Here is a 22711-nt window from a genome sequence, read left to right as displayed (position 1 = left end):
ACCTGTATTCACAAACAACTATTTGATAAATTTTAATATTTGTGAAATATACCCTAGTTTAACAAAATTTTCAGCAGATAAATTCGTCTGCTCAAAATCTTTTGCTAAACGTCGAGACCAACCTAACCATGCAAACGTTCGTTCTACAATCCAACGTTTGGGCAGAATATGCCAAGAAATATCTTGAATTCTCTTTGAAATCTCAACAGTTAAACCCAATTGCTCTGATACTTCACGCTCAAATGTATTCCGATAACCTGCGTCTGCACAGAAACCTTTTAAACTCGGATAGGTCTCAAACGCTTTTTTTGCTACAAAAATACCTGCTTTTGTGTCATGAATATTGGCTGCATGAACCACAACAGACAATAGATTACCCAACGTATCAACAGCTATATGTCGCTTACGACCTTTGATTTTTTTACCTCCATCAAAACCTTTATCATGTGCGCTAGAAGCTGTTTTGACGCTTTGTGAATCAATAATGGCATAAGTTGGCATTGCTTGTTTTTGATGGATTAAACGTTTTTTTGAACCAATGCCAAAAGAATTCTATCCCATAAGCCTGATTGATTGGCTCTGCGATAGAAACTCCATACGGTTGAATAAGGTGGAAAATCATTGGGCAGCATACGCCACTGGCAACCTGTTTTGGTAATATACAAAACGGCATTCACTAATTGACGTTTATCCCATTTGTAGTGGCGTAGCTGGTTAAAATGTGGCTCAATCGCTTGCCATTGGGCATCTGTTAAGTCTGTTGGGTAGGATTTTCTAGTCATAAAGATATTTTATCATTTTTGTGAATACAGGTTCTAAACAAAGTAAAGCCAATATTCCATATAAGAAAAATAGAGAACATCTTAATGTGGACACAGATTGATATTTATATAAAATCAGGCACTTGGTAGAAAACGCTTTTGCACGATTAAAGCATTTTCGTGCGCTAGCAACACGGTACGATAAATTAAAACGTAATTATGAAAGTACCGTGTCATTAGCTTGTGCTTTGATTTGGTTGAAATTATAGCTAAAATGTCATTAGCCCCTAGATAACTGGGAAAATTCAAATTAAGTTAGAATTATCCCTATGCGAAAATGTCGTCTAAGTCAGTACAAACAAAATAAACTCATTGAGCTATTTGTTGCAGGTGTAACTGCAAGAACAGCAGCAGAGTTAGTAGGTGTTAATAAAAATACCGCAGCCTATTATTTTCATCGTTTACGATTACTTATTTATCAAAACAGTCCACATTTAGAAATGTTTGATGGCGAAGTAGAAGCAGATGAAAGTTATTTTGGTGGACAACGAAAAGGTAAACGCGGTCGAGGTGCTGCTGGAAAAGTCGCTGTATTTGGGCTCTTGAAGCGAAATGGTAAGGTTTATGCGGTTACTGTACCGAATACTCAAACCGCTACTTTATTGCCTATTATCCGTGAACAAGTGAAACCTGACAGCATTGTTTATACGGATTGTTATCGTAGCTATGATGTATTAGATGTGAGCGACAAAGCCATTTTAGCTTCGCTGAAACTTCGTTTTCGTATCAATCACAACACACATTTTGCTGAACGACAAAACCATATCAACGGAATTGAGAACTTTTGGAACCAAGCAAAACGTCATTTACGCAAGTTTAACGGCATTCCCAAAGAGCATTTTGAGCTGTATTTAAAGGAGTGCGAATGGCGTTTTAACAGTGAGATAAAAGTTTTTGTTCCATTTTAAAACAGTTAGTAAAATCGAGTTTATCCTAGTTATCTAGGACAGCCCCAAATTAAAAACTACCGAGCTATTGCTACACGGTTTGATAAACTAAAGCGAAATTATGAAAATAATGTCGCTCTAGCCCTTGCGTATCAATGGCTCAAGCTATGAATGTTCAACAAGATCTATACTTTCAGAAAACCGTTAGCCAAGATGTAAAACGTAAATTGAGTTCGTGTTTTGTGGCGGAAAATGAATAAGGCGGGATAGTTGGCTTTTACACGTTGGCAGCGACAGGTATTTGCCTTGACTTGCTGCCTGAAAGCGAAGCCAAAAAATTGCCGAAATATCCGCTTATTCCGTGTGTATTGTTGGGACGATTAGCAGTTGAGGAACGATTTACAGGACAAGGATTAGGGCGCGTATTGTTGGTTGATGCAATTTAGCGCGTGAGCCGTTCTGATATTGCTGCGTTTGCTGTGATGATAGAAGCAAAAGATGAATCAGCTAAATTGTTTTACGAAAAAATGGGTTTTCAAGCATTGATTGATGAACCATTGCGATTGTTTTTCAAATTATGATTTTCAGGCTGCCTGTTACCTGTTCAGGCAGCCTGAAATTATGCTAATTGTCAGGTAAATCAACTCAATGGAAATAACTGGTCAAACTTATCATATTGTTTAGGATTTTTCTCTTTATCAGCAAAAAACGGCAAGCCAATCAAACGATAATGCGGTGTATCTTTTTGCAAAATCCTATTTTTACCGTATTGTGTGGTAATCGCATTTAAGAAATCTTGTTTCCAAGAATCCGTTGCTATCAAATGTTCGCCTTTTGGTTCAATGAAAATTTGATAATGCAATAAATGATCTGTTTGATTAACGGTGGATTGATGTTTATCTTTCAGTAATAAAATAAAATCAGGCATAAAACCATCGCCATTGTCAAAATTAGCCAATTTCAACACTTCTTCATTACGGATTAACTTCACATCGTAATTGGCTTGCAAATTCTTTAACTCATTAACAATATAATTAATTAACTGTTCTTCCAAATTATTGCCAATAAAATTATCCATCACATACCAATCATGATTTTGAATAACTGATTGTTTAATATCTGTTGCATTAACCCATTTTTGTTTTGGCTGACTGAAAATGTCCCACAATTTTTTTGATGTAAATTCAGTTGTACCAACAAATGGCTTATCACTTTGATTTAAATGCGCTTCAACCTTATCCAACACATTCAAACACGCTTGCAATTTATCATCAGGGCTGATTTTTTGATTGTTGTCCAAACCCAAAAATTTAATTTTCCAATCTTTGAGTAAATCCGTTTGCAATTCATCACGACTGGCAATATTCAATTTCGTTTGCAACTGGTTAAAATGAAACAAGGAATTTGCCCTTTTCCCCTTGATATGCAAAGCCTTATTGAAAATATGTTTTTCCATTTTCGCTATGGTAATCTGCTCATGAGACGAACCTGATTTGCCAATTTGTTGCGATTTCTCATCTTTTTCATCGGCTGAAAATTGCGTTTCCTGCACAACCTGACTGCCATGCGTGGTAAAAACAATCGTTTGCGGATTGGCTTTTAAACTATCTGCATTATTGGTTTTTGCATTCAGATTAGCTTGTTTTTCATTTACCCAAATCAAAATATTTTTAAAACTTTCATCTTGGGCAAATTCAGGTTTTAAACCAATTTCAACTAAAACCTTATCCGAGTTTTCAGGCAAAAAACCATCTTTACGCAATTCCGCTTTCAATTCAGAAATATAGCGTGATTGTTCATCATGCGTGTAGTAAAACAATTCTTCCAGCGTACGCAACTCATGCTGTAAATCTTCATCAAATTTGCGTTTATTGGGTAATTTATCGCCAAACACAAACGGAAAATAACGCACACCACGCCCGATTAGCTGTTTTTCTGATACCGTTGCACTTGCCGTTTTGCCTGATTTTTTGTTTGAACCACCGCCATTTTGCCCCTCATATAAACGAACAATATCAAACAAATTCAGCACGTCCCAACCTTCAGTTAATCTATCTACCGTAAAAATGGCACGGATTGGATTATCAGTCGCTTCCAAATTGTTTAGCAATTTTTCGGTTTCGCTGTCGGTTTTTTCTTTTTTGGTTTTATTGGTTTGTGAATTGGTAATAATCACATTGTGCGCCTGATAAGATTAACGAATCCAATCCGCAATATGGCTCGTTTCCAAGCCTTGCTCACGCATAAACGCCAACGCTTGTTCCGTGCGTGTTTTGCCTTGTTCATTTTCATTTTCGTCCGTTTTCAGGTTGCCTGAAAGCCGATTTAAAAATTCAAAATCCGACCCCTGAATATTTTGCGACCATTGCAAAAATTCCCGATAATCCGACCAAGATTCATCAATCGTTTTGCTGCGAAACAACATCACAGGCTTGAAATTGGCAATGCCATGTTTCAACGCAATTTGATGGCGATACCACGCAAACAGCAGCGCGTGTAACACGCGCTCTTTTTTCGTAAATGTAGAAGAAATTAAATTAATCGCTTTCGTATAACCCTTGCTCAAAAAATCTTTCAAATCAAATTTTGCAATGATTTTATCGCGGTATTTTTCCTGCACTTCCGCATTTTCAGGCAGCGTTGCCGTAAATTCCAACAACACATTTTCGCTAGGCTTGCCATTTTTATTCAGCAACAATTCCAAAACCATGTGTTCCCAGCCCTTACGTTCCACTTCATCAGAATTGGTTTTATTGGTAATTTCTGCTTCAAAATCCAACGGTGCTGATTTACCATTTTTCGTTTGTGCGTTCAAATGATGTGCTTCATCGCCCAACATCACAAGATTCAATTCGTGCAAATCCGCCAATGTGGTTTGGTTTTCTCGCTCGGTGTGAATATCGTTATACAGTTTTTGAATGCCGGTAAATTTAATTTCAATGCCGTCTGAATATTGGCTAAATGTCTCCACTTTGCGAATAGGAATTACCGTATCACCTTGCAAAATTTTCTCGGTAAATAAAAATTTCGCGTGCGTTGGGTCAATAAAATTATTTTCTGTTTTATCAACAATATTGTTTTGATTCACAAAAAACAGAAAATGGCGATAACCCTTGTCAAAATAATACAAAATCAACGCAGCCATCATCAGAGTTTTACCTGCGCCTGTTGCCATATTGAACAATAAATGTGTTGGACGATTTTTGATTTCAGGAAAATCTTCCAACTCAGTTTGTGGGTCTTGAAAAATTAAAAAATTCTCCAATGCTTCTCGTTGCCACTCAAATAAATCATATTTCAAATTATGGGTAATAAATTCAGGAATGGCTAATTTTTCAGGCAGCCTTTTACGCAAAAATTTCTTTTCTTCTTCAATGGCATTAACTAAAATTTTATTGCTCATTCTTTTTCTCCGTCTTGATAAAACTGGCGGTTTAATGCTTTATCTTCATCATTTAGGCAGCCTGAAAACTGCGCGTCATTCATTTCTGAATACGATACATACATCTGATTTAAATCCAACATTTCAAGCACCATTTGTTTTTGTTCATCAAGTGGTAAGGTTTGAAATTCAGGCTCGTTAATAATTTGATTAAATTCATTGACGCTTACATTGTATTTTAGGAAATAATGCTCGCATAAATCCTCAAACAACGCTTTCAGGCAGCCTGCACTTTCACACGCCAAAATTTGTTGTTTTGCTGTTTCGTTAAATGGAGCAAGTTCGGCATAAACAAATTCGCCACCACCTTGCCAATTCACGGCTTTGGAAATACCGCCTTGCTCGCCATTAATCACTTTTTTCAAGCGTTCAACGGCAAGCGTTTCAATATAATCCATTTGTTCAATACCGATATATTGGCGGTTCATTTTGTGAGCAACGGCGGCAGTTGTGCCACTGCCTAAATGGTAGTCTAGGACGATGTCGTTTTCGTTGGTTGTTAATTCAATAATTCGTTTAATAAGTTTTTCAGGTTTTTTACCATTTTTTAATTTCACACCACCTTCACTCGCAATACCTGTAAATGAAATATCCGTCCATACATCAATAATGATTGTTGCTGGTATAAAATTTCCATCAATATTTCTATAAGTATTTTCCCAAAAAACCATTTGCTCTCCATTTAATATGTAAAACCCTGTTACATCTTCATTTTCATGTTGAAAAACAATACCTTTATTATTTTTGGAATGATTGATTATTTTTTGTCGTTTTTTTAAAGCGCCACCACTAATTGCAGCAGTTCTAAAAACTCTATCTCTATTTTTATCAGCAAATTCTGATATTTTAAATAATAATTCTTGCTCAGTTATATGAGACTTCATTTCTTTTTCACTTAATTTTAATTCTATGGATAATTGTTCTAATATTGTTGAAAACTTCCAATTAGAGAAATGCTCATCTGGATTAAGTAAAAAATATTTATAGTTTTCATCATATTGTTTAGACAAATATAATTTATTTAACTGAGAATTGACGCGATTTCTAGCATATACAAATATATGATTAGATGTAGAGAATATTGTTTGCCCAGTTGCCTTAAATCCAGATGCAGCATTGGTTGTTATGGTTATATGATTTAGAAAATTATTTCGTATAAATATTTCATCTAATAATACTTGAACATATGCAGCTTCTGTATTGTCAGTATGAACACAAATAATGCCATCATCCGACAATAACTTCTTCGCAATTTCCAAACGATTTTTCATAAAGGTTAGCCATGTGGAATGTGTAAATTTATCGTTATAAACAAAACTGTCATTCTCTGTATTGAACGGAACATCAATATAAATCAGCTTGACTTTGCCTTTAAACTGCTTGGCAAGCGAATGCAGGGCAATCAGATTATTGCCTTTGATAATAAGATTTTCGGCTGGCACACCTTTTAAAAAGCCGTCTGAATGGCGTTTGATTTCGCCAACGGGTTGTTTGCCGTCTGCGGTATAGCGAGAGAATTTTGAGAATGCTTTTGCGTCAAAAAGTCGGTCAATTTCATCAAAAGCAAGTGTTTGATTAAAAAAGATTTCTTGTCTTTTTCGGGTTAATTTAGTGTATAATTGGCTGGCTGGCTGGCTGGCTGGCTGGCTGGCTGGCTGGCTGGCTGTTATTGCGTTTAAAACAAATTTCTTCGCCTTCTTCGGTACTTTGTCCGCCATTTAATACACAATCTTTAAACGGAAAATCCAATACAATATCGGTGCTATCTTTTAAAAAGCGTTGTCCGTCCGTTAAGCCAATACGGTTGGCAAATCGGGTGTAGGAATTGTTTACGCTGTGTTTATCCAAGAAAAAACGGAAATCTTGCGTTTTGAACACAAATACTCCGTTTATTTCAGCAAAAAAATGGCGTTTGAGCGTTTCGTTTTGCAGCAGCAAACCGATAATTGCTGGGTCAGTTTTTTCTGCTAAATCCAACAAAATATTTTTTGCTAAAATTGTTTTTGCTTCGTCTGCCCATACGTTGTTGTGTAATTGTAGAGCTTCGTTTAATTGGTCTTGAATTTTACTATCTATCATTGGATATCCTTACTTGTTAAAGTTAATAATTTGGTAGCGCCCTGAAAAGTGTGCTGTAAAAAAATAAGCAATAAAAAAGCAGCGAGAACAGAGTATATTTGAGTGTGTGAAAACAGAAATAACTCTAATTTGTCCTCGCTGCCAAGGACAAAATATAAAGAAAAATGGCTACTCTGGCAATCGTAAACAAAAATATTTTTGTAAAGATTGCTGCCGTAATTTTATTGGCGACCATAACCTTACCTATAAGGGTTGTCATTCCAAAGCTGATGAGCAGGTTTGGAGAATGACCGTTAGAGGTTGTGGTATTCGAGATATTGCAGCAATTACGGGTTTTGGCATTGAGGGTAATAACTGTCGTTTACGGCACAAAGTAAGGCGAGCGTTTAGAAAAACGTGTTGCTTTTCTAACAATATGTTTTATCACAAGAAAGTTTTTGATTTAGCTTTCTTTGATATTCACTTTGGCATTGTTTAGTTTTACAGCACACTTTTCAGGACACCACCAAATCTTTCTTACATCGGATTTGCATTTTTCGCACCGAAACATTGCGAAATTTTGCCCGACTTTTCGTCCTGCGACCAGCGCCCCTGCGGAATTGGACGAGTTTATGATTGCGCGTTGGAATGAAACGGTGTCCAGCGATGATGTGGTTTACAATTTGGGCGATTTGTCTTTTGCGCATGATTTCAAGCAGATAGAGAATGTGTTGCGCCGTTTGAATGGCACGCACCATTTGATTTACGGTAATCATGACGGACAAGTGGAGCAGCACATTCAGCGTTTGCAAAACACGCCGAAGCATGACGGTTTGCCGATGATTGCCACGGCGCAGGATTATTTAAAATTAAAGCTGCCTGAAATCAATAATACGTTGATTTTATTTCATTATCCGATTGATGAATGGGACGGCTGCCACAAGGGTTGGTATCATTTGCATGGGCATATTCATGACCGCGTGGCGCAGTTGCAGGGGCGGATTTTGAATGTGGGTTGGGATTTGCATGGGCGATTTTTGACGGCGCAAGATGTGGACGATTTTTTGCGTGATTTACCGAAGATTTCGCATTTTGATGATAAATCGCTGAATTTTGTAGATGATATAGCACAAAATGCGGAATTGATTCGGGCGGAATTGCAGCAATTGAATCGATAAGCGCATAGACGTTGCAGCGATAATAAAACCCTTGCATTACAAAGACAAAATCTGTACAATCGCTCGTTTTTCGCAGGCAAAACTTATTTCCTGATAAGCATTTCAACGGGCAATCCGAGATGAAATCCAGCTAGGTTATTGTAAGGATTGCCCTTTTTGCGGTTTTAAACTGCCGCAGTTGTTTAACTATTTTTTATTTTAAGTTTGGAGACCAATCATGGCAAAAGTTTGCAAAATTACTGGCAAACGCCCGATGTCTGGCAACAATGTATCGCATGCCAACAACAAAACCAAACGTCGTTTTTTGCCTAACCTGCAATCACGCCGTTTTTGGGTGGAGAGCGAAAACCGTTGGGTTCGCATTCGTGTATCGAACGCTGCTTTGCGTACTATCGATAAAAACGGCATCGACGCTGTTTTGGCTGATTTGCGCGCTCGTGGCGAAGCTATTTAATCGGGAAGGTTGTTATCATGCGCGATAAAATTAAATTGGAATCGTCTGCTGGTACAGGTCATTTCTATACCACGACTAAAAACAAACGTACTATGCCTGGCAAAATGGAAATCAAAAAATTTGACCCTGTTGCTCGCAAACACGTTATCTATAAAGAAACTAAATTGAAATAATTTGGTGTCGATAAAAATCCCTAGCTATTTTGGCTAGGGATTTTTTTGTGGCTTATTGGGCTTGATTGGCTTCGGCAATGGCGTTTTGCAGGTCGGCGACGACGTTGGGGTGCAGCAAGTCGGCGATGCCCAGCAAAAAGAGTAGGGCGTAAAACACGATTAAATAGATGATTGCGCCTGCGATTATCCACAAAACGACTTTGCCCCATGGTTTGCGTGCGTAGTCGTCGCCTGCTTCTTGGCGTAGGAAGTCTTGCTGTTTTTTGCCGAACGTAAAATACCATGCTAGCGAAATGAGTGAGCCTGCATACAATGGGATTTCTATGCCGCCGATTAAATACAATAGTGCCGATGCTAAACCGAATAATAATACGCCGTAAACCACGCTCATGTTTTGATTGGCGGCTTCGCGGTTGCCTAGTTCGCGCCAGTTAATCGCGCACAACCATGCGCCAATGAGCGGCGATAATAAAATAGCTAGCACAACTATGATGGTGGGGTTGTAGAGTTTGGGCGTGTAGTAGCCTTGTTCGTGGTTGGGTTTGAAAGCAGCCTGCACATTGGGTTGGATTGTGCTGGTTTGACTTTGAAAAAATGCAGGCTGCTTTTGGCGCAGTTGGGCATTGTAGCGGGTGCGTACTTCGGGGACGAGTAGCCATGATTCGACGGCTTGGATTTCTTTGGGATTGAGTCGGTGGCGCGATTGTTCTAATGCTTGTTGAATTTCGGTTGCGCTGGAATCGGGGGCGATTTGGAGTAGTTGATATAGGTTTATCATGTTGATGTTGTGCTTGGGGTTTAAGGAAAGGTGATTATAAGGGAAAAAGCAGCCTGCACGCTTTAAAAATGTGCAGGCTGCTTTTTTAGGATTATTGTTTGTTGGATTCTTCTTTTGGCAAACGCAGCAGCGATAAGATGAGTCCGCCCCAAATAATCACGATTGCCAAAATCATCATCATAATTGCGCTATTACTCATGGTCTTCTTCCTTAAAGTAGTCGCGTCCATACCAGTGGATGCGAGATAACAAGATGGCAATCACAATCAATGCGCCTGCCATGCCCCAGCCAAATGTGTTGATAAACCAATCTGGATAGCCTTCGTAGCCTTTGGTGGCAATGGTGTAGATTTCGCTAATCAGCATATAGCCCAGCACCAATGGGGTCAGAATGCCGACAACCAGCGTCCAGATTTTGCCCACTTTGAATGATGATGTGCGATTGATGTGCGCTGCCAGCATCGGTAAAAACTTGCCAATGGAAATGGCTGCCAGCGAGAAGAATGCTACGGCAACAATGCCAAAATTGTTCACGAATTTGTCTAGCACGTCCAAAATCGGCAAGCCTGTGGTTGTGCCGAACAAAATCACGGAAATCACTGCCATTGGCACGCAAACGACTACGGTGGAAGCGATGCGCGTCCAATGCAATTTGTCTTGTACGGCGGCGATAATCACTTCCAAAATGGAAATGAGCGAGGTAACGCCTGCAAACAGCAGCGAGCTAAAGAACAACACGCCCAACAAGTTGCCCATTGGGGCTTGGTCAATAATGGCTGGGAATGCGATAAACGCCAAGCCAATGCCCGATGTGGCGACTTCGCTGACTTCTTTGCCGCCTGCTTGTGCCATAAAGCCCAATGCGGCGAATACGCCAATGCCTGCCAGCAATTCAAACGCGCTGTTGGCAAAACCGACTACCAAGCCTGTGCTGGTCAAATCGGTGTCGCGTTTCAAGTAAGATGAATAAGTGACCATGATGCCGAAGCAAATGGACAGCGAGAAGAAAATTTGTCCGTATGCCGCAATCCAAACGGTTGGTTCAAGCAATTTGTCCCAGTTGGGCGTGAACAATGCGTCCAAACCTTTGGCTGCACCAGGTAGGAACAGCGAGCTAATCACCAATACGGTAAACATAACGGTGAGCAAGGGCATGAAAAACGCCGATGATTTGCCTACGCCTTTTTGTACGCCCAACGCCAAAACTGCTAAGACAAACAGCCAAACGCCGATTTGTGGCAAGGCAACTGCGCCGACAAAGTCCAAGCCTACGCCTGCGCCGTCTGCCATGTGCAGGTATTCTTTGAAGAAAAAGCCTGCGTGGTCTTTGCCCCATGCTTGGTTGAGCGAAAAATAAGTGTAGCTGGCTGCCCAGCCTAAAATCACGGCGTAGTAAATACCAATGATGACGTTAATTAGCACTTGCCACCAGCCAAATGTTTCAAACTTTTGGCTCAAACGGCGGAACGATAGGGGGGCTGAACCGCGGTATTTGTGTCCCAGTGCGTAATCCAAAAACAGCAATGGAATGCCTGCGGTGAGCAGGGCAACTAAATACGGAATCATGAATGCGCCGCCGCCGTTTTCATAGGTTACATAAGGAAATCGCCAAATATTGCCCAAGCCTACGGCTGAACCAATAGCGGCAAAAATAAAGGCTTTGCGACCCGAGAAGGTTTCGCGTTTGGGTGCTGGTTTTTGTGCCATTTTTTTACCCTTTGTTGAAATAAAAAGTGCAGGCTGCTTACTGCATCTTTAAAATATATAGTGGATTAAATTTAGATTAGGACAAGGCGACAACGACCGCCGTGTACATCTAGTACATAAGGGAGTTGGCAACGCTGTACTAATCTAAATTTAATTCACTATAAATACTGGTTAAACAAAATAACGGATAACAGGATTATCCGTTGCCATGATGTGATTGGTGTTTACTATGCCGAAAATCTAAAAAAAAGTAAAGAAGCGTAAACAAAAATATTGCTGATTAAAAAGCAGCCTGCACCTTTTGTCCAAATCTTTAATTTGGATATAAAAGGTGTATGCCGTAGGCGGCACAACCTTTTAATCAAAAGTGCAGGCTGCTTTTTGAATAAGTGAACTATTTAGGCAAACAAGCGTTTAGCCAATGCGCTACCAGGCTCAATGCCAATGCGCGTCATTTCGTCTTGTCGCGCATGAATGTAGCTTCTGACCTCTTTTAGCCAATCGGTTGAGAGCTGGCGCACTTGGTCATCGACCAAATCCAAGTTAAGCATGCTCGATAGTTTGACCGCTACGCCAATAAATTGATTGAACACTTCTTCGCCATGTGGCACACGCGTAATGTCCAACAACATACTGAAACCTTTATACGGCTGGCTGCTCAACAACGCATCGGTAAAGGCTGTGCCGTCCAATGTGCTGATGGTGTATTGCACGTCGCCCATGGTATTGGTCAAAGTAAACACGCCGTCTTCTTGCAATACGAAGCCAGCTTGTTCTACTGCCAAGCGTAGCTCTGTACCCAAAACGCTGCTGGAACGCGATACCAAATGAATGGCAATGGTTTGGTCAACTCGCGCACACAATTCGTCCAAGGGTTTGGCGTTTGCCAAAAATGGGTTGAGCGGCGGGAATTTGACTTCGCCGTCCATTTTATCGGCAAACAAGCGCACTTGTTGTTGGAAGTGGCGCAGCTCTTCGGCGGTGGTTAAGCCTTTGCGACTAATCGCCTGCAAACCAATCGCAAACGCTTGGTAATGCACACCTGGGATTGGCTCGGCAAGTTGGAAGCGACTGTCCATAGTGCAGCCTGCAATTTGAAAGTGATGTCCGCCCGACAAGCGTGGTAGCGTTTGCAATTCTTTGGGTTGATACAAGGCAACGTGCGCCACATAATCAAATCGAGTGTCGAACCAGGTGAGTGAGTGCTGGGTTAAATCGTCCAATTCAATCAACAAACGGCGCGTAGTCGGGGTGATAATTGGGGCGATGGGTGCAACAGGCGTTTCTGTAAATGGCAATTCTGCTTGTGGTTCGTCATCTAAACGTGCAGGCTGCTTTTTGGTGTGTAGCTCGTCTTCAATCAATGAAAAAGGCGTGGTATTGGGTTGGGTAGATTCAGTATCAACCGCAACAGATGGTGTTGTTTCTTTCACGTTGATTTGCATCGAGATTTCTTGTGTTTTTTCATCAAAATGCAAATTAACAAGTGGTTCGCTATATTGAATATCGGTTGATTCGGGTTCGTGTTCTGCGGAATGGATTTGGTTGTCTGCCACTTTGGAAGCAGCAAAACGCTGCAATTTTTCGCCACCAAAGCTCATGCCATCGCGCACCGATTCAGTTTGGCTGCCCAACAGCGCATCGTGGTCTGAATGACCAAACTGGCTGCGAATTTTGCGGCGATATTGCTTTTCTTGATACATGTTATACAAAATAACCGCAATCAATATAGCCAAAAATGCAATAATCACAACGAGATAAAGTTGATTCATAAGACAAATCTCTGTTAGTCAATAATGATAAGGGCAGTATTATAGCGGATTTGTTGTGCATACTATGACTTATCGCAGAAAAATATGCCAACTAGATGCCCAAGCAGCCTGCATTTTGCGTACAATAGTTTGGCTTATCCCTATTTAAGGAATGTATGATGATTTTGTATCACAATCCCCAATGCAGCAAATCGCGCCAAGCCTTGCAATGGTTGCAAGAAAATGGCTTCAATCCGCATATTCGGCTCTATTTGCGCGAACCTTTATCGGCAAACGAAATTCAAGAAATCGCCCAAAAACTGGGCATTCCAAGCCTGCGCGACATGATGCGAACCCAAGATGCCGCCTATCAAGAGCAAAACCTAGCCCAAGCCAGCGAAGAAACATTGCAGGCTGCTTTGCTTGCCAACGCTAAATTGCTAGAACGTCCTATTTTGCTGACACAACACAAAGCTGCCATTGGACGACCTTTGGATAACATTATCGCTTTGGTGCAGGCTGCTTAATATGATAGCGATGCGAAAATTTGGGCGATATTGGTTACGCGGATTAGGGTTGAGTATCGCGTTGATAAGCAGTCTGCAATTGTGGTGCGTGTGGCAAGTGTATGCCTATTCGCGCCCACAGCCGCTACCCGATGAAGCCGATGCAGCCGTCGTGTTGGGTGCGGCAGCATGGGGTAACAAACCGTCGCCTGTTTTTCGTGAACGCATTAACCACGCGCTGACCTTGTATCAAACAGGGCGCGTCAAAAAAATCATCTTTACAGGCGGCACACCCAAAGCAGGATTCGCCACCGAAGCCGAAGTGGCACGTCAATACGCCATCAAACAAGGCATTGCTGACCAAGATATTGTGTTTGAAACCCGCTCCAAAGACACATTTCAAAATTTAGCAAACACGCGCTTTTTAATGAAAAAACACCATTTGAATAGCGTGATTATTGTGTCCGACCCCTATCACATGGCGCGCGCGATGAATATGGCACAAGATTTGCAACTGAACGCATACGCATCACACACGCCAACCAGTCGCTACAATAATGCCCGATTTTTTGTAGAAGAAAGCTATTCGCTATTTGTGTATGAATTGCTGTCCGCAGGGAAGCGCATCGCCAATGTGTTTGCGTGATGCGAAATGCGAATAAAATAGACAAATAAAAATCCCTGCCAAAAGACAGGGATTTTCAAAAACTGGCACGCCCACGGGGAATCGAACCCCGGTTACCGCCGTGAAAGGGCGATGTCCTAACCGCTAGACGATGGGCGCGGAATAAAGGAGTTTCTTGGCGCACCCGGAGCGATTCGAACGCCCGACCCTTTGGTTCGTAGCCAAATACTCTATCCAACTGAGCTACGGGTGCTTATTTGCGTTGCTGACTGCTTGTGCAAATCAAGAAAGACGCAATCATACGCAGATGGTAGTTTGTTGTAAAGTAAATTCTATCGGAAAAATAATAATGCTTTGTTTTATAAGTAAACAAAATTAAAGCATATTGCTGCCCGATAGCTCACTGGCGGTTTTGGCGGCGTAGTTGTCGGTCATGCCGCCGATAAAATCCAGCACTTTTAGGTATGCGGTATAAAGCGTGTCTTGTGCAGTAATGGGGCTTTTTTCTAGCAAATCCAACGCCAAACTGTGTTGTACATTGTGCAGGCTGCTTTGTGTGATTTTGGCGTGCGCGGCAGGTATCAACAAATCCAACATGGAATTTAAGCACGGAAAGGCGGCAAGTTCGTGTACCAATTTGCTGCGGTGGCGGAAAATTTTGTCGCGAGCTAACTGCTTGGCAGCATTGAGTGTTTCGTGCAATTTGGGTTCGGTTTTGTGCAATAAATCGTGCGCATCAAAGCAGCCTGCACGCAAATCGTTGTGGTGTTGCATAAAGGTTTGCGCGACTTGGTTGATGGCGTAACCAATAGACAAGCCGCGCATCATGGCGATGCGTTGCGGCAGGCTGCTGGCGTATTTGAGCCGTTCGGTATCGCACAGGGGCGCGAGCAGTTGTTCGATTTCGTTGGCGTTGATGAGCGATAGGCTAACTGCGTCTTCCAAATCCATGAGCGCGTAGCAGATGTCGTCCGCTGCTTCCATCAGATATGATAGTGGGTGCCTTGCCCATTCGTTTGGCGTGATTTGGGGGAGTTGCAATTCGTGTGCGATGGCTTGAAACAGCGGCATTTCGGCTTGATAGATGTTGAATTTGCGTTGCCCTTTTTGCGGCTGACTGCTGCTCCACGGGTATTTGATGAGCGTACCAATCGCGGCGGCGGTCAGGCGCATTCCGCCTTGTTGGGCATACATTTCCAAACTCAAAATTTGGCGCAGGCTGTGGGCATTGCCTTCGTAGGTTTGAATGTCGTTGCGTTCGGCTGGACTTAAATCCGCCAAATAATGTTGATGTGCAGGTTGCTTGAACCAATGGCGCAGCGCGTCTTCGCCCGTATGCCCAAACGGCGGGTTGCCCAAATCGTGCGCCAAACACGCGACTTGTACGGTGGTGGCGATGTCGTTGGGCGACAGGTGCGCGGGCAAATGCTGGGTTTGTTGCAGCATCACGCCGACTTGGTTGCCCAAACTGCGCCCCACGCTGGCAACTTCTACGCTGTGGGTTAGGCGATTGTGGGTGTGGTCGTTTTTTGCCAAAGGGTGAACCTGCGTTTTGCGCCCCAAACGGCGAAAGGCTTGCGAAAACACCACGCGGTCGTAATCGGTTTGATAGGGGCTACGATAGGGGTCGTTGGCTTGATGTGGCTGCGCGATGATGTCGCCGTTGGGCTGGCGGACAAAGCGTGTGGCAGACATCAGGGTGTTCCAATTCATCATGATGATTTCCTTTGGTTGGAATGGGAAAGTGCAGGCTGCTTTTTTGTTTACGCTAACAACTGCGCTTGCTGCAACAAAAACACTGCCCAAGCTGCGTCATCAGGGCGCGTGAGTTTAAGATTGCGGTTGTCGCCTTCAACCAACTGTGGCGCAAAACCCAAACGTTCCATTGCCGATGCTTCGTCTGTGATGTGTTCTAAATCAGCGGTTTGCAAGGCGCGGTGCAGGCTGCTTGCGACAAAGGCTTGCGGCGTTTGCGCTTGCCACAAACCTGCACGTGGCACGGTATGCACAATGCGTTGGTTGTTGTCTTGGCTTTTGAGTGTGTCGGCAACGGGAATTGCCAAAATCGCGCCGTCTGGGCATTGCGGTAATGCGTCTAGCAAGCGGTTCAAAGCAGCCTGAGGTAAACAGCAGCGAGCGGCATCGTGTACCAAAATCGTGTCGTTGGGCGATATTTTTTGTTGTTGCAACAAAGTCGCCAAGCCGTTGGCAACGCTCTCGGCTCGGCTGCTGCCACCTACGCGATACACGTTGCATTGTGCAGGCTGCTTGATGCAGTTGTCATACCATTCGTCTTCGGGCGAAATGATGACGGCAATTTGTCCGATGCGTGGGTTTTGGGTAAACAAATCAATGGTGTGTTGCAACACAGGGGCGTGGGTGATTTGGGCGTATTGCTTGGGAATGCTTGCACCAAAACGGCTGCCTACGCCTGCGGCTGGGATTAGGACTGGGTATTTCATAAGTGTGATTTTGTTGGATTGTATAGTGAATTAAATTTAATCCACTATAATAATAAAAAGTGCAGGCTGCTTTTTTTGTATTCAAAAGCAGCCTGCACTTTTTGTTTGTATACCATTCCAGAAAAGTAATTTAACAAAGCGACAACGACCGCCGTGTGCAAGTAGCACATAAAGGGAGTTGGTAACGAAGTTAAATTATTTTTATGGAATGGTATTACGCCTTATTCCGCTGCTTTTTTGCGTGTGCGCGTGGTTTTGGGCGCGGCTTTTTCTGTTGTCGCTTCGGTTGCAGCGGCTTTTTTGCTCGCTGTTTTGCGGACGGTTTTGGTCGCAGGTTTTTCGGCTACTGGCTCAACCGCAGCGGCTGGTTTAGATGCGACTTTCGCAGTGGCTTTTTTGGCTGGTTTTGCCATTTTTTCTTGCACTTTTGCCCACAAGATTTGCCCCATTGGTTTTGGGTCGCCCGAAAACAGCATGTTCAAACCGTTGTTTTCAATGATATGGTGGCGCAAGGCAAGGCGTTCTTCGTGGTTTTCTGCCAAACGTACCGCGCAGTTTACATAGTCATCAGCCGTTTGCGTAATCAACCATTCTGGTAAGCCCAAGCGTTTGAATAAGCCTTCGTCGATGTGCTCATGCACTTCTGCGCCTGTTTTGCATATGCCTACCAAGCCTAGCGTGACCATATCAATAATGCCGTTAGTGTTACCAAATGGGAATGGGTTAATCATCATGTCGCATTGGTGCAGCGTGCGTAAATAGTCGGTATACGATTGATGTGGGTAGGCTGTCACCGCTTTGCCTAAATAGTTTTTTAGGAAGCGTTCAATGTAGGCAAAGGTTACGCCCGATGCCTGACCCATGGCAAAGTGAAAATGCACAGGCACTTTGCTTCGCGCTTTGATTTCGGCACAGGCTCTTAGGAAATATGGGTTCAGCTTCATGGTGGTGGAAGCGACGCCAATGTGTACTACGCTTGGGTTTTCGCGCAAATTGTATTCCACCGATGCTGGTGCAAGTGCTGACGGTACATACGGCAAAGCGTCTTTTGGTAGGCGCAACAGGGTTTCGCTAAAACATTCTTCGCTGCCAACGTAGTCGTCTTCCACAATCACATATTCAATGAATTTGGAATGGGTGGTGGCTGGATGTCCCAACGCGATGACTTGGATTGGGGCGATGCGTGTGTTGCTGGCGAAAATGGTGATTAAGTCCATGCCAATGCTCGGCATATAGAACACCGCAGGCTGCTCTTTGGTGGCAATGGCGCGAATGGCTTGCAATTTCTCCATGGTGCTGGCTTTGGCATCTATTTCTACAAATTCGTCAAACACAGCGCGTCCTGCTTCGTCCACCGCTGCACCGCCGATGCCAATTAAATAGAATTGCTCACGCGCCGCAATCATAGAAGTGGAATGCGTGCGATAAATAGAATGCCCTGAATGGAAGTGTTCCAACAGCACCAGCATCACAGGTTTGCCGTGCGCGTTGCCGATTTTGGTTACGTCGCAATCTTGCCAACCGTATTCTTCCAAGATATGACGGCGAATCACTTGGTTTAACGCGCCTTTTACATCGTGTTTATTAGGTTCGATGTCGTAGCTGCAATGCATATACACATCGTGGCTGATGTTGGCTGGCAGCGTGTTTAAATTATTAAACTGCGCCAATTTGGCTGGAAACCATTGCAACACTTGGGCACGGCGATTGAACGCGGCTTCGGTGGCAATAAAGCGCGGCGATTGCCATGCAAAACACAAAGACGCGGTTAAAGACGGATTCACGCTCCACAAGCTGTCTAAATTGACCTGTACGTTGGATTCGGGCAAATACATGACTGCGAATTTGTTGAACGCACTTTGGTTGTTGTCCAAATGAATGTTGTTCCACAAAGAATCGGGTTCGGGATTGGTGTTGTAGGTTGCCAAAACGTGGTCGGCATTGACATAAGGTGAGCTGGCGAAAATCATATTAATCCAGCGTTGCACGGTTAAAAAGCGCGTTCTGCCGTCGTCGGTTAAGCTCCACATTTTGTTGGTAAACAACGTGGTGATGGCGGTTGCCATGCGCGTGCAAAAATGGATGGTTACATCTTGTTGTAGGTTTTGCAACTGGACTGGGTAGGCAAATTCAATGCCGTGGATTTCGCCAAAGTTGCTGTCTAGCTGACCCAGAATGCTGAGTAATTCGGTGCAGGCTGCTTCGTAGTTTTGACTGCTAACCGCTTGTTCAAAACGAGTTAGGCTGGGGATAGATTGCTCGGTTGTTTGAGTCATGGAATGGCTTTCTATTATGGAGTAGGTTGGAGCATGACCCAGCCTACGGTTAAATGATATTCAAATGATAACAAAGCAAGCGAATTCTATACTGTTTTATATGGCGATAAAAGCAGCCTGCACCCAATCCGCAATAAAACGGTAAATTCCGTTATAATCCGCGCCAATTCAATCAACTTAACCGCAGAAAGTTTAAATTAACATTATGGATAAATTAAAAATTACTGCCAATGGCGCATTAAACGGCGAAATCATCGTATCGGGCGCAAAAAATGCCGCCTTGCCGTTGATGTGTGCAGGCTTGCTGTCTAGCGGCACATTGCGCTTAAAAAACGTGCCCATGCTTGCCGATGTCAAAACCACGCAAAAACTGTTGCAAGGCATGGGCGCGCGCGTTTTAACCGACAACATTAGCGAATTTGAAATTAACGGCAGCACGGTAAACAACACTTGTGCGCCATACGATTTGGTGCGAACCATGCGCGCGTCTATTTTGGTACTAGGTCCAACATTAGCGCGATTTGGTAAAGCAGAAGTGAGCTTGCCTGGCGGTTGTGCGATTGGCGCGCGTCCTGTTGACCAGCATTTAAAAGGTTTGGAAGCGATGGGCGCGGAAATTGTGATTGAACATGGTTATGTAAAAGCAACTGCGCCAAAAGGCAAATTGCAAGGTACGCGTGTGGTGATGGATATGGTAACGGTGGGTGGCACAGAAAATCTGCTCATGGCAGCGACTTTGGCGCAAGGCACAACCACGCTAGAAAATTGCGCGGTTGAGCCAGAAGTAGTGGACTTGGCAGAATGCTTGGTCAAAATGGGCGCGAAAATTCAAGGCATCGGCACGCAAACCATGATTATTGAAGGCGTGGACGAATTGCACGGCGCGGAACATAGCGTTGTGCCAGACCGCATTGAAGCAGGCACATTCCTGTGCGCGGTGGCGATGACGGGCGGCAAAGTGGTGTTACGCAACGCCGCGCCCAAAACCATGGAGGTGGTGTTGGACAAATTGGTGGAAGCAGGCGCGATTATTGAAGCGGGCGACGACTGGATTAGCATTGATATGCCACATCGCCCCAAAACCGTGAACATTCGCACCGCCGAACACCCAGCGTTCCCAACCGATATGCAAGCGCAATTTATGGCGATGAATGCCGTAGCCGAAGGCACTTGCAAAGTAACCGAAACCATTTTTGAAAACCGCTTTATGCACGTTCCTGAACTCAACCGCATGGGCGCGAATATTTCTGCCGAGGGCAACACCGCTTTGGTGCAAGGCGTAGAAAAATTGTCGGGCGCAACGGTTATGGCGACGGATTTACGCGCTTCGGCAAGTTTGGTGATGGCAGGTTTGGTTGCCGAGGGCGAAACCATTGTGGAACAAATCTACCATTTAGACCGCGGCTATGAACACATCGAGAAAAAACTCGGTGGCGTGGGTGCGAAAATTGAACGGATTGTGGGGTAAACCATAAAAAGCAGCCTGTACATTCAATCAACCGAATGTGCAGGCTGCTTTTTTATATTATAGTGAAGTGAAATTGCAATGATACTGCGTTGCCAACGCCCTTATGTGCTATTTGCACGCGGCGAGCGTTGTCGCCTTATCCTAATCTAAATTTAATCCACTATACATAACTTACTGCCGCGCCTGATACCAAGCAATAAACTCGTCCGATTTCGCATAGCCCAGCAATGGGTCGCTGCGACTGCCGTCTGCTTTGAGCACAAACAAACCTGGCGGGCCAAACAGCCCATATTGTTTGAGCAAAGCCTGATGTGCGGCGGTGTTTTCGGTTACGTCTATTTGGATTAGCCTAGCCATTGGCACAGCAGCCTGCACTTGCGAATCGCTAAATGTTCGCGCTTCCATTTCTTTGCACGACACGCACCAATCGGCATAAAAGTCCAACAACACAGGTTGATTGGAGTTTTGCGCGTGCAAGGCGGCAATGGCTTGTTCCATTTGTGCGACATCGCTGAATTTTTGTCCGTGCGATTCACCTTGTGGGTGCAGCGTTAAAAAGCGGTGCAGCGCGGTTTCTTGGCTGCGCGCGCTTTGTATGCCAAACCATGCGCCGCCAATCAATAATAATGCACTCGCGGCAATGGAAAATGCGTGCAGGCTGCTTTTTAATCCGCGCAAACGGGTCAGCCAAAACACTGCAGGCGCAATCAACAATAAGGTGTATAAACTGGCGGTGGCGGCATACGGCAAAAACGGTGTCGCCAAATACACGGCAACGGCGAGCAAAATCACGCCAAATGCGTATTTGATGCCGTTCATCCACACACCTGCGCGTGGCATGATGTGTCCGCCAAAGGTGCCGATGATGATGAGCGGTACGCCTGTTCCCAATGCCAACGCATACAGCAATGTGCCGCCCAGCAGTGCATCGCCTGTTTTGCCGATGTAGCCCAACGCTGCTGCCAATGGTGGCGCAACGCAAGGACCAACAATAAGCGCGGAGAGCATACCCATCACAAACACCGATGTGGTTTTGCCGCCCGATAATTTGTTGCTTTTATTTTGGAAATAGGCTTGCAGGCTGCTTGGCAACTGTAAATTAAATAGCCCAAACATAGACAACGCCAACAAAATCATCACGCCTGACATAGACAGCACCACAATTGGCTGTTGCAGCCACACGGTTAGTAATGCACCTGTTAAGCCAGCCAACACGCCCACGCTGGTGTAGGTCAAAGCCAAGCCCTGCACATAGACCAACGACAGCATAAACGCGCGTTTTTTGTTGGGTGTGTTACTTTGGTCGCCCACAATAATGCTGGATACAATTGGCAGCAGCGGATACATACACGCGGTAAAACTCAATCCCAAGCCAAAAATGAAGAACGCCAGAATATTCCAGCCCAATGTGTCGCGCGATAAAGTGTGCAGGCTGCTTTTGAGCTGACCGCTCAATGAATCATCAGCAACTGCGGACGAAGGGGGCGCAACTGGCGCGGTTGGTGCTGCCCCCGCTGGCTTTTTTACAAACAGCGATTTTGCGTCATTGGCTTGATTGATTTCGTTGCCGTATGTGCCATTGCCGTTGATGTCAAACGATGTGTCCACAGGCGGATAGCAAATACCCACATCGGCGCAACCTTGATAGCGCAAGTGGATTTTATAGGGCTGCGACACGGTTTGCGCGTAGTTCCAGCGCACATCGGCGTTGTGGTAATACACCGTTTGTTTGCCAAAAAATTCGTCTTCTTTTTCTTTGCCTGCGCTTAATTGGGGCGCACCGAGCAAGTTTTCGGGTTCGGTTTGCGCTGTGATTTTGCTTTGATACAAGTAATAACCATCGGCAATTTTAAACTGCACTTGCACGCCTTGGTCGGACACCTGCACAGTGGGGGCAAAGGCTTGTTCGGCTGGCAATAAATCGTCTGGGTTCACGGCAGCGTGTGCCAGTTGCACGCTGATTAGGCTTGCGCCTAGTATGGCGATTAGTTTGTTCATAATATCGCTTTCGGATTACACAATGAGCGTGGATTATATAGCGGATTGAATAGGACTAATAGCCGAAAAAGCGCAAAGAAATGATAAAGCAGTCTGCGTTTTGATATAGACCAAAAGTGCAGGCTGCT

At 43.9% G+C, this 22711-nt stretch carries 20 protein-coding genes, 2 tRNA genes and 4 pseudogenes; 11 read left to right on the top strand and 15 right to left on the bottom strand.

All coding sequences use genetic code 11. From position 1 onward, the window contains the following. Positions 1-18: 18 nt before the first annotated feature. Both BQ5809_RS04300 and BQ5809_RS10255 read right to left on the bottom strand, forming a co-directional pair. Complete coding sequence (locus BQ5809_RS04300; protein ID WP_268766531.1) at positions 19-519, bottom strand: IS5 family transposase; 501 nt, start codon at positions 517-519, stop codon at positions 19-21. Further along, positions 519-782 carry a transposase gene (locus BQ5809_RS10255; RefSeq protein WP_003789867.1) on the bottom strand — a complete coding sequence of 88 codons (264 nt, stop codon included), beginning with the start codon at positions 780-782 and terminating at the stop codon, positions 519-521. The genes BQ5809_RS04300 and BQ5809_RS10255 overlap by 1 nt, the downstream gene beginning before the upstream one ends. A 41-nt stretch (positions 783-823) precedes the next feature. Here BQ5809_RS10255 and BQ5809_RS10250 point away from each other — a divergent pair. From BQ5809_RS10250 to BQ5809_RS11400, 4 genes and pseudogenes are all read left to right on the top strand, one after another. Next, positions 824-1030, top strand: a pseudogene (locus BQ5809_RS10250) (transposase); the annotation flags it as partial. 60 nt (positions 1031-1090) lie between these two features. Next, positions 1091-1758: pseudogene (locus BQ5809_RS04295) on the top strand (IS1595 family transposase). Between the two features lie 16 nt (positions 1759-1774). Continuing rightward, positions 1775-1879, top strand: a pseudogene (locus BQ5809_RS11085) (IS5/IS1182 family transposase); the annotation flags it as partial. 278 nt (positions 1880-2157) lie between these two features. Then, on the top strand, positions 2158-2289 hold the full coding sequence (locus BQ5809_RS11400; protein WP_003788478.1) for a hypothetical protein: 132 nt from the start codon (positions 2158-2160) through the stop codon (positions 2287-2289). 59 nt (positions 2290-2348) lie between these two features. On the opposite strand, the pseudogene BQ5809_RS04285 reads toward BQ5809_RS11400, so the two are convergent. The 3 genes and pseudogenes from BQ5809_RS04285 to BQ5809_RS04275 form a co-directional block, all read right to left on the bottom strand. Further along, positions 2349-5111: pseudogene (locus BQ5809_RS04285) on the bottom strand (DEAD/DEAH box helicase family protein). Beyond that, positions 5108-6868 (bottom strand): site-specific DNA-methyltransferase, encoded by a 1761-nt coding sequence (locus BQ5809_RS04280; RefSeq protein ID WP_003788484.1) that lies wholly within the window; start codon positions 6866-6868, stop codon positions 5108-5110. Before BQ5809_RS04280 ends, BQ5809_RS04285 begins: the two are co-directional and overlap by 4 nt. Continuing rightward, entirely contained in the window at positions 6759-7229 is a 471-nt protein-coding gene (locus tag BQ5809_RS04275) for a site-specific DNA-methyltransferase (protein ID WP_003788485.1), read from the bottom strand. Before BQ5809_RS04275 ends, BQ5809_RS04280 begins: the two co-directional genes overlap by 110 nt. 106 nt (positions 7230-7335) lie before the next feature. Between BQ5809_RS04275 and BQ5809_RS10245 the strand changes: the two genes are divergently transcribed. From BQ5809_RS10245 to rpmG, 4 genes are all read left to right on the top strand, one after another. Beyond that, positions 7336-7707: an IS1/IS1595 family N-terminal zinc-binding domain-containing protein gene (locus tag BQ5809_RS10245; protein ID WP_003791883.1), complete on the top strand. Its 372-nt coding sequence runs from the start codon at positions 7336-7338 to the stop codon at positions 7705-7707. Continuing rightward, on the top strand, positions 7694-8386 hold the full coding sequence (locus tag BQ5809_RS04270; protein WP_003788489.1) for a phosphoesterase: 693 nt from the start codon (positions 7694-7696) through the stop codon (positions 8384-8386). The genes BQ5809_RS10245 and BQ5809_RS04270 overlap by 14 nt, the downstream gene beginning before the upstream one ends. 217 nt (positions 8387-8603) lie before the next feature. Continuing rightward, positions 8604-8840, top strand: a complete 237-nt coding sequence (gene rpmB, locus BQ5809_RS04265) for a 50S ribosomal protein L28 (protein WP_003788491.1) — start codon at positions 8604-8606, stop codon at positions 8838-8840. 17 nt (positions 8841-8857) lie between these two features. Beyond that, positions 8858-9013, top strand: a complete 156-nt coding sequence (gene rpmG / locus BQ5809_RS04260; protein WP_002642891.1) for a 50S ribosomal protein L33 — start codon at positions 8858-8860, stop codon at positions 9011-9013. 52 nt (positions 9014-9065) lie between these two features. On the opposite strand, the gene BQ5809_RS04255 is transcribed toward rpmG, so the two are convergent. From BQ5809_RS04255 to BQ5809_RS04245, 4 genes are all read right to left on the bottom strand, one after another. Next, positions 9066-9791, bottom strand: coding sequence for a hypothetical protein (locus BQ5809_RS04255; RefSeq protein ID WP_003788496.1), 726 nt, complete (start codon positions 9789-9791; stop codon positions 9066-9068). 91 nt (positions 9792-9882) lie between these two features. Further along, a complete protein-coding gene (locus tag BQ5809_RS10240; RefSeq protein WP_032132948.1) occupies positions 9883-9990 on the bottom strand; it encodes a methionine/alanine import family NSS transporter small subunit in 108 nt (35 codons plus the stop codon). Further along, positions 9983-11497, bottom strand: coding sequence for a sodium-dependent transporter (locus tag BQ5809_RS04250; protein WP_003788499.1), 1515 nt, complete (start codon positions 11495-11497; stop codon positions 9983-9985). Before BQ5809_RS04250 ends, BQ5809_RS10240 begins: the two co-directional genes overlap by 8 nt. A gap of 398 nt (positions 11498-11895) precedes the next feature. Continuing rightward, positions 11896-13269, bottom strand: coding sequence for a cell division protein ZipA C-terminal FtsZ-binding domain-containing protein (locus BQ5809_RS04245; protein WP_003788503.1), 1374 nt, complete (start codon positions 13267-13269; stop codon positions 11896-11898). Positions 13270-13427: 158 nt separating this feature from the next. Between BQ5809_RS04245 and arsC the strand changes: the two genes are divergently transcribed. Both arsC and BQ5809_RS04235 read left to right on the top strand, forming a co-directional pair. After that, positions 13428-13775 carry an arsenate reductase (glutaredoxin) gene (gene arsC / locus BQ5809_RS04240; RefSeq protein WP_032827834.1) on the top strand — a complete coding sequence of 116 codons (348 nt, stop codon included), beginning with the start codon at positions 13428-13430 and terminating at the stop codon, positions 13773-13775. Between the two features lies 1 nt (position 13776). Further along, complete coding sequence (locus BQ5809_RS04235; RefSeq protein ID WP_003788506.1) at positions 13777-14400, top strand: YdcF family protein; 624 nt, start codon at positions 13777-13779, stop codon at positions 14398-14400. Between the two features lie 63 nt (positions 14401-14463). On the opposite strand, the gene BQ5809_RS04230 is transcribed toward BQ5809_RS04235, so the two are convergent. From BQ5809_RS04230 to BQ5809_RS04210, 5 genes are all read right to left on the bottom strand, one after another. Beyond that, positions 14464-14538: transfer RNA gene (locus BQ5809_RS04230), tRNA-Glu, on the bottom strand. A 17-nt stretch (positions 14539-14555) separates the two neighbouring features. Then, positions 14556-14632, bottom strand: a tRNA-Arg gene (locus BQ5809_RS04225). 122 nt (positions 14633-14754) lie between these two features. Beyond that, a complete protein-coding gene (locus tag BQ5809_RS04220) occupies positions 14755-16095 on the bottom strand; it encodes a deoxyguanosinetriphosphate triphosphohydrolase (RefSeq protein WP_003788510.1) in 1341 nt (446 codons plus the stop codon). A 47-nt stretch (positions 16096-16142) separates the two neighbouring features. Then, entirely contained in the window at positions 16143-16841 is a 699-nt protein-coding gene (gene ispD, locus BQ5809_RS04215) for a 2-C-methyl-D-erythritol 4-phosphate cytidylyltransferase (RefSeq protein WP_003788511.1), read from the bottom strand. Positions 16842-17062: 221 nt separating this feature from the next. Continuing rightward, positions 17063-19117 carry a UDP-glucose:protein N-beta-glucosyltransferase gene (locus BQ5809_RS04210; protein ID WP_003788513.1) on the bottom strand — a complete coding sequence of 685 codons (2055 nt, stop codon included), beginning with the start codon at positions 19115-19117 and terminating at the stop codon, positions 17063-17065. Positions 19118-19322: 205 nt separating this feature from the next. Between BQ5809_RS04210 and murA the strand changes: the two genes are divergently transcribed. Then, positions 19323-20585, top strand: a complete 1263-nt coding sequence (gene murA, locus BQ5809_RS04205; protein WP_003788516.1) for a UDP-N-acetylglucosamine 1-carboxyvinyltransferase — start codon at positions 19323-19325, stop codon at positions 20583-20585. A 171-nt stretch (positions 20586-20756) separates the two neighbouring features. Here murA and dsbD read toward each other — a convergent pair whose 3' ends face one another. Beyond that, positions 20757-22583, bottom strand: a complete 1827-nt coding sequence (gene dsbD, locus BQ5809_RS04200; RefSeq protein ID WP_003788518.1) for a protein-disulfide reductase DsbD — start codon at positions 22581-22583, stop codon at positions 20757-20759. Between the last annotated feature and the right edge of the window lie 128 nt (positions 22584-22711).

This window comes from Kingella kingae ATCC 23330, assembly GCF_900111845.1.
Classification (GTDB): Bacteria; Pseudomonadota; Gammaproteobacteria; order Burkholderiales; family Neisseriaceae; genus Kingella; species Kingella kingae.
Note: the sequence above shows the minus strand (reverse complement) of the source record. Positions and strands in the feature narration are given on the sequence as shown.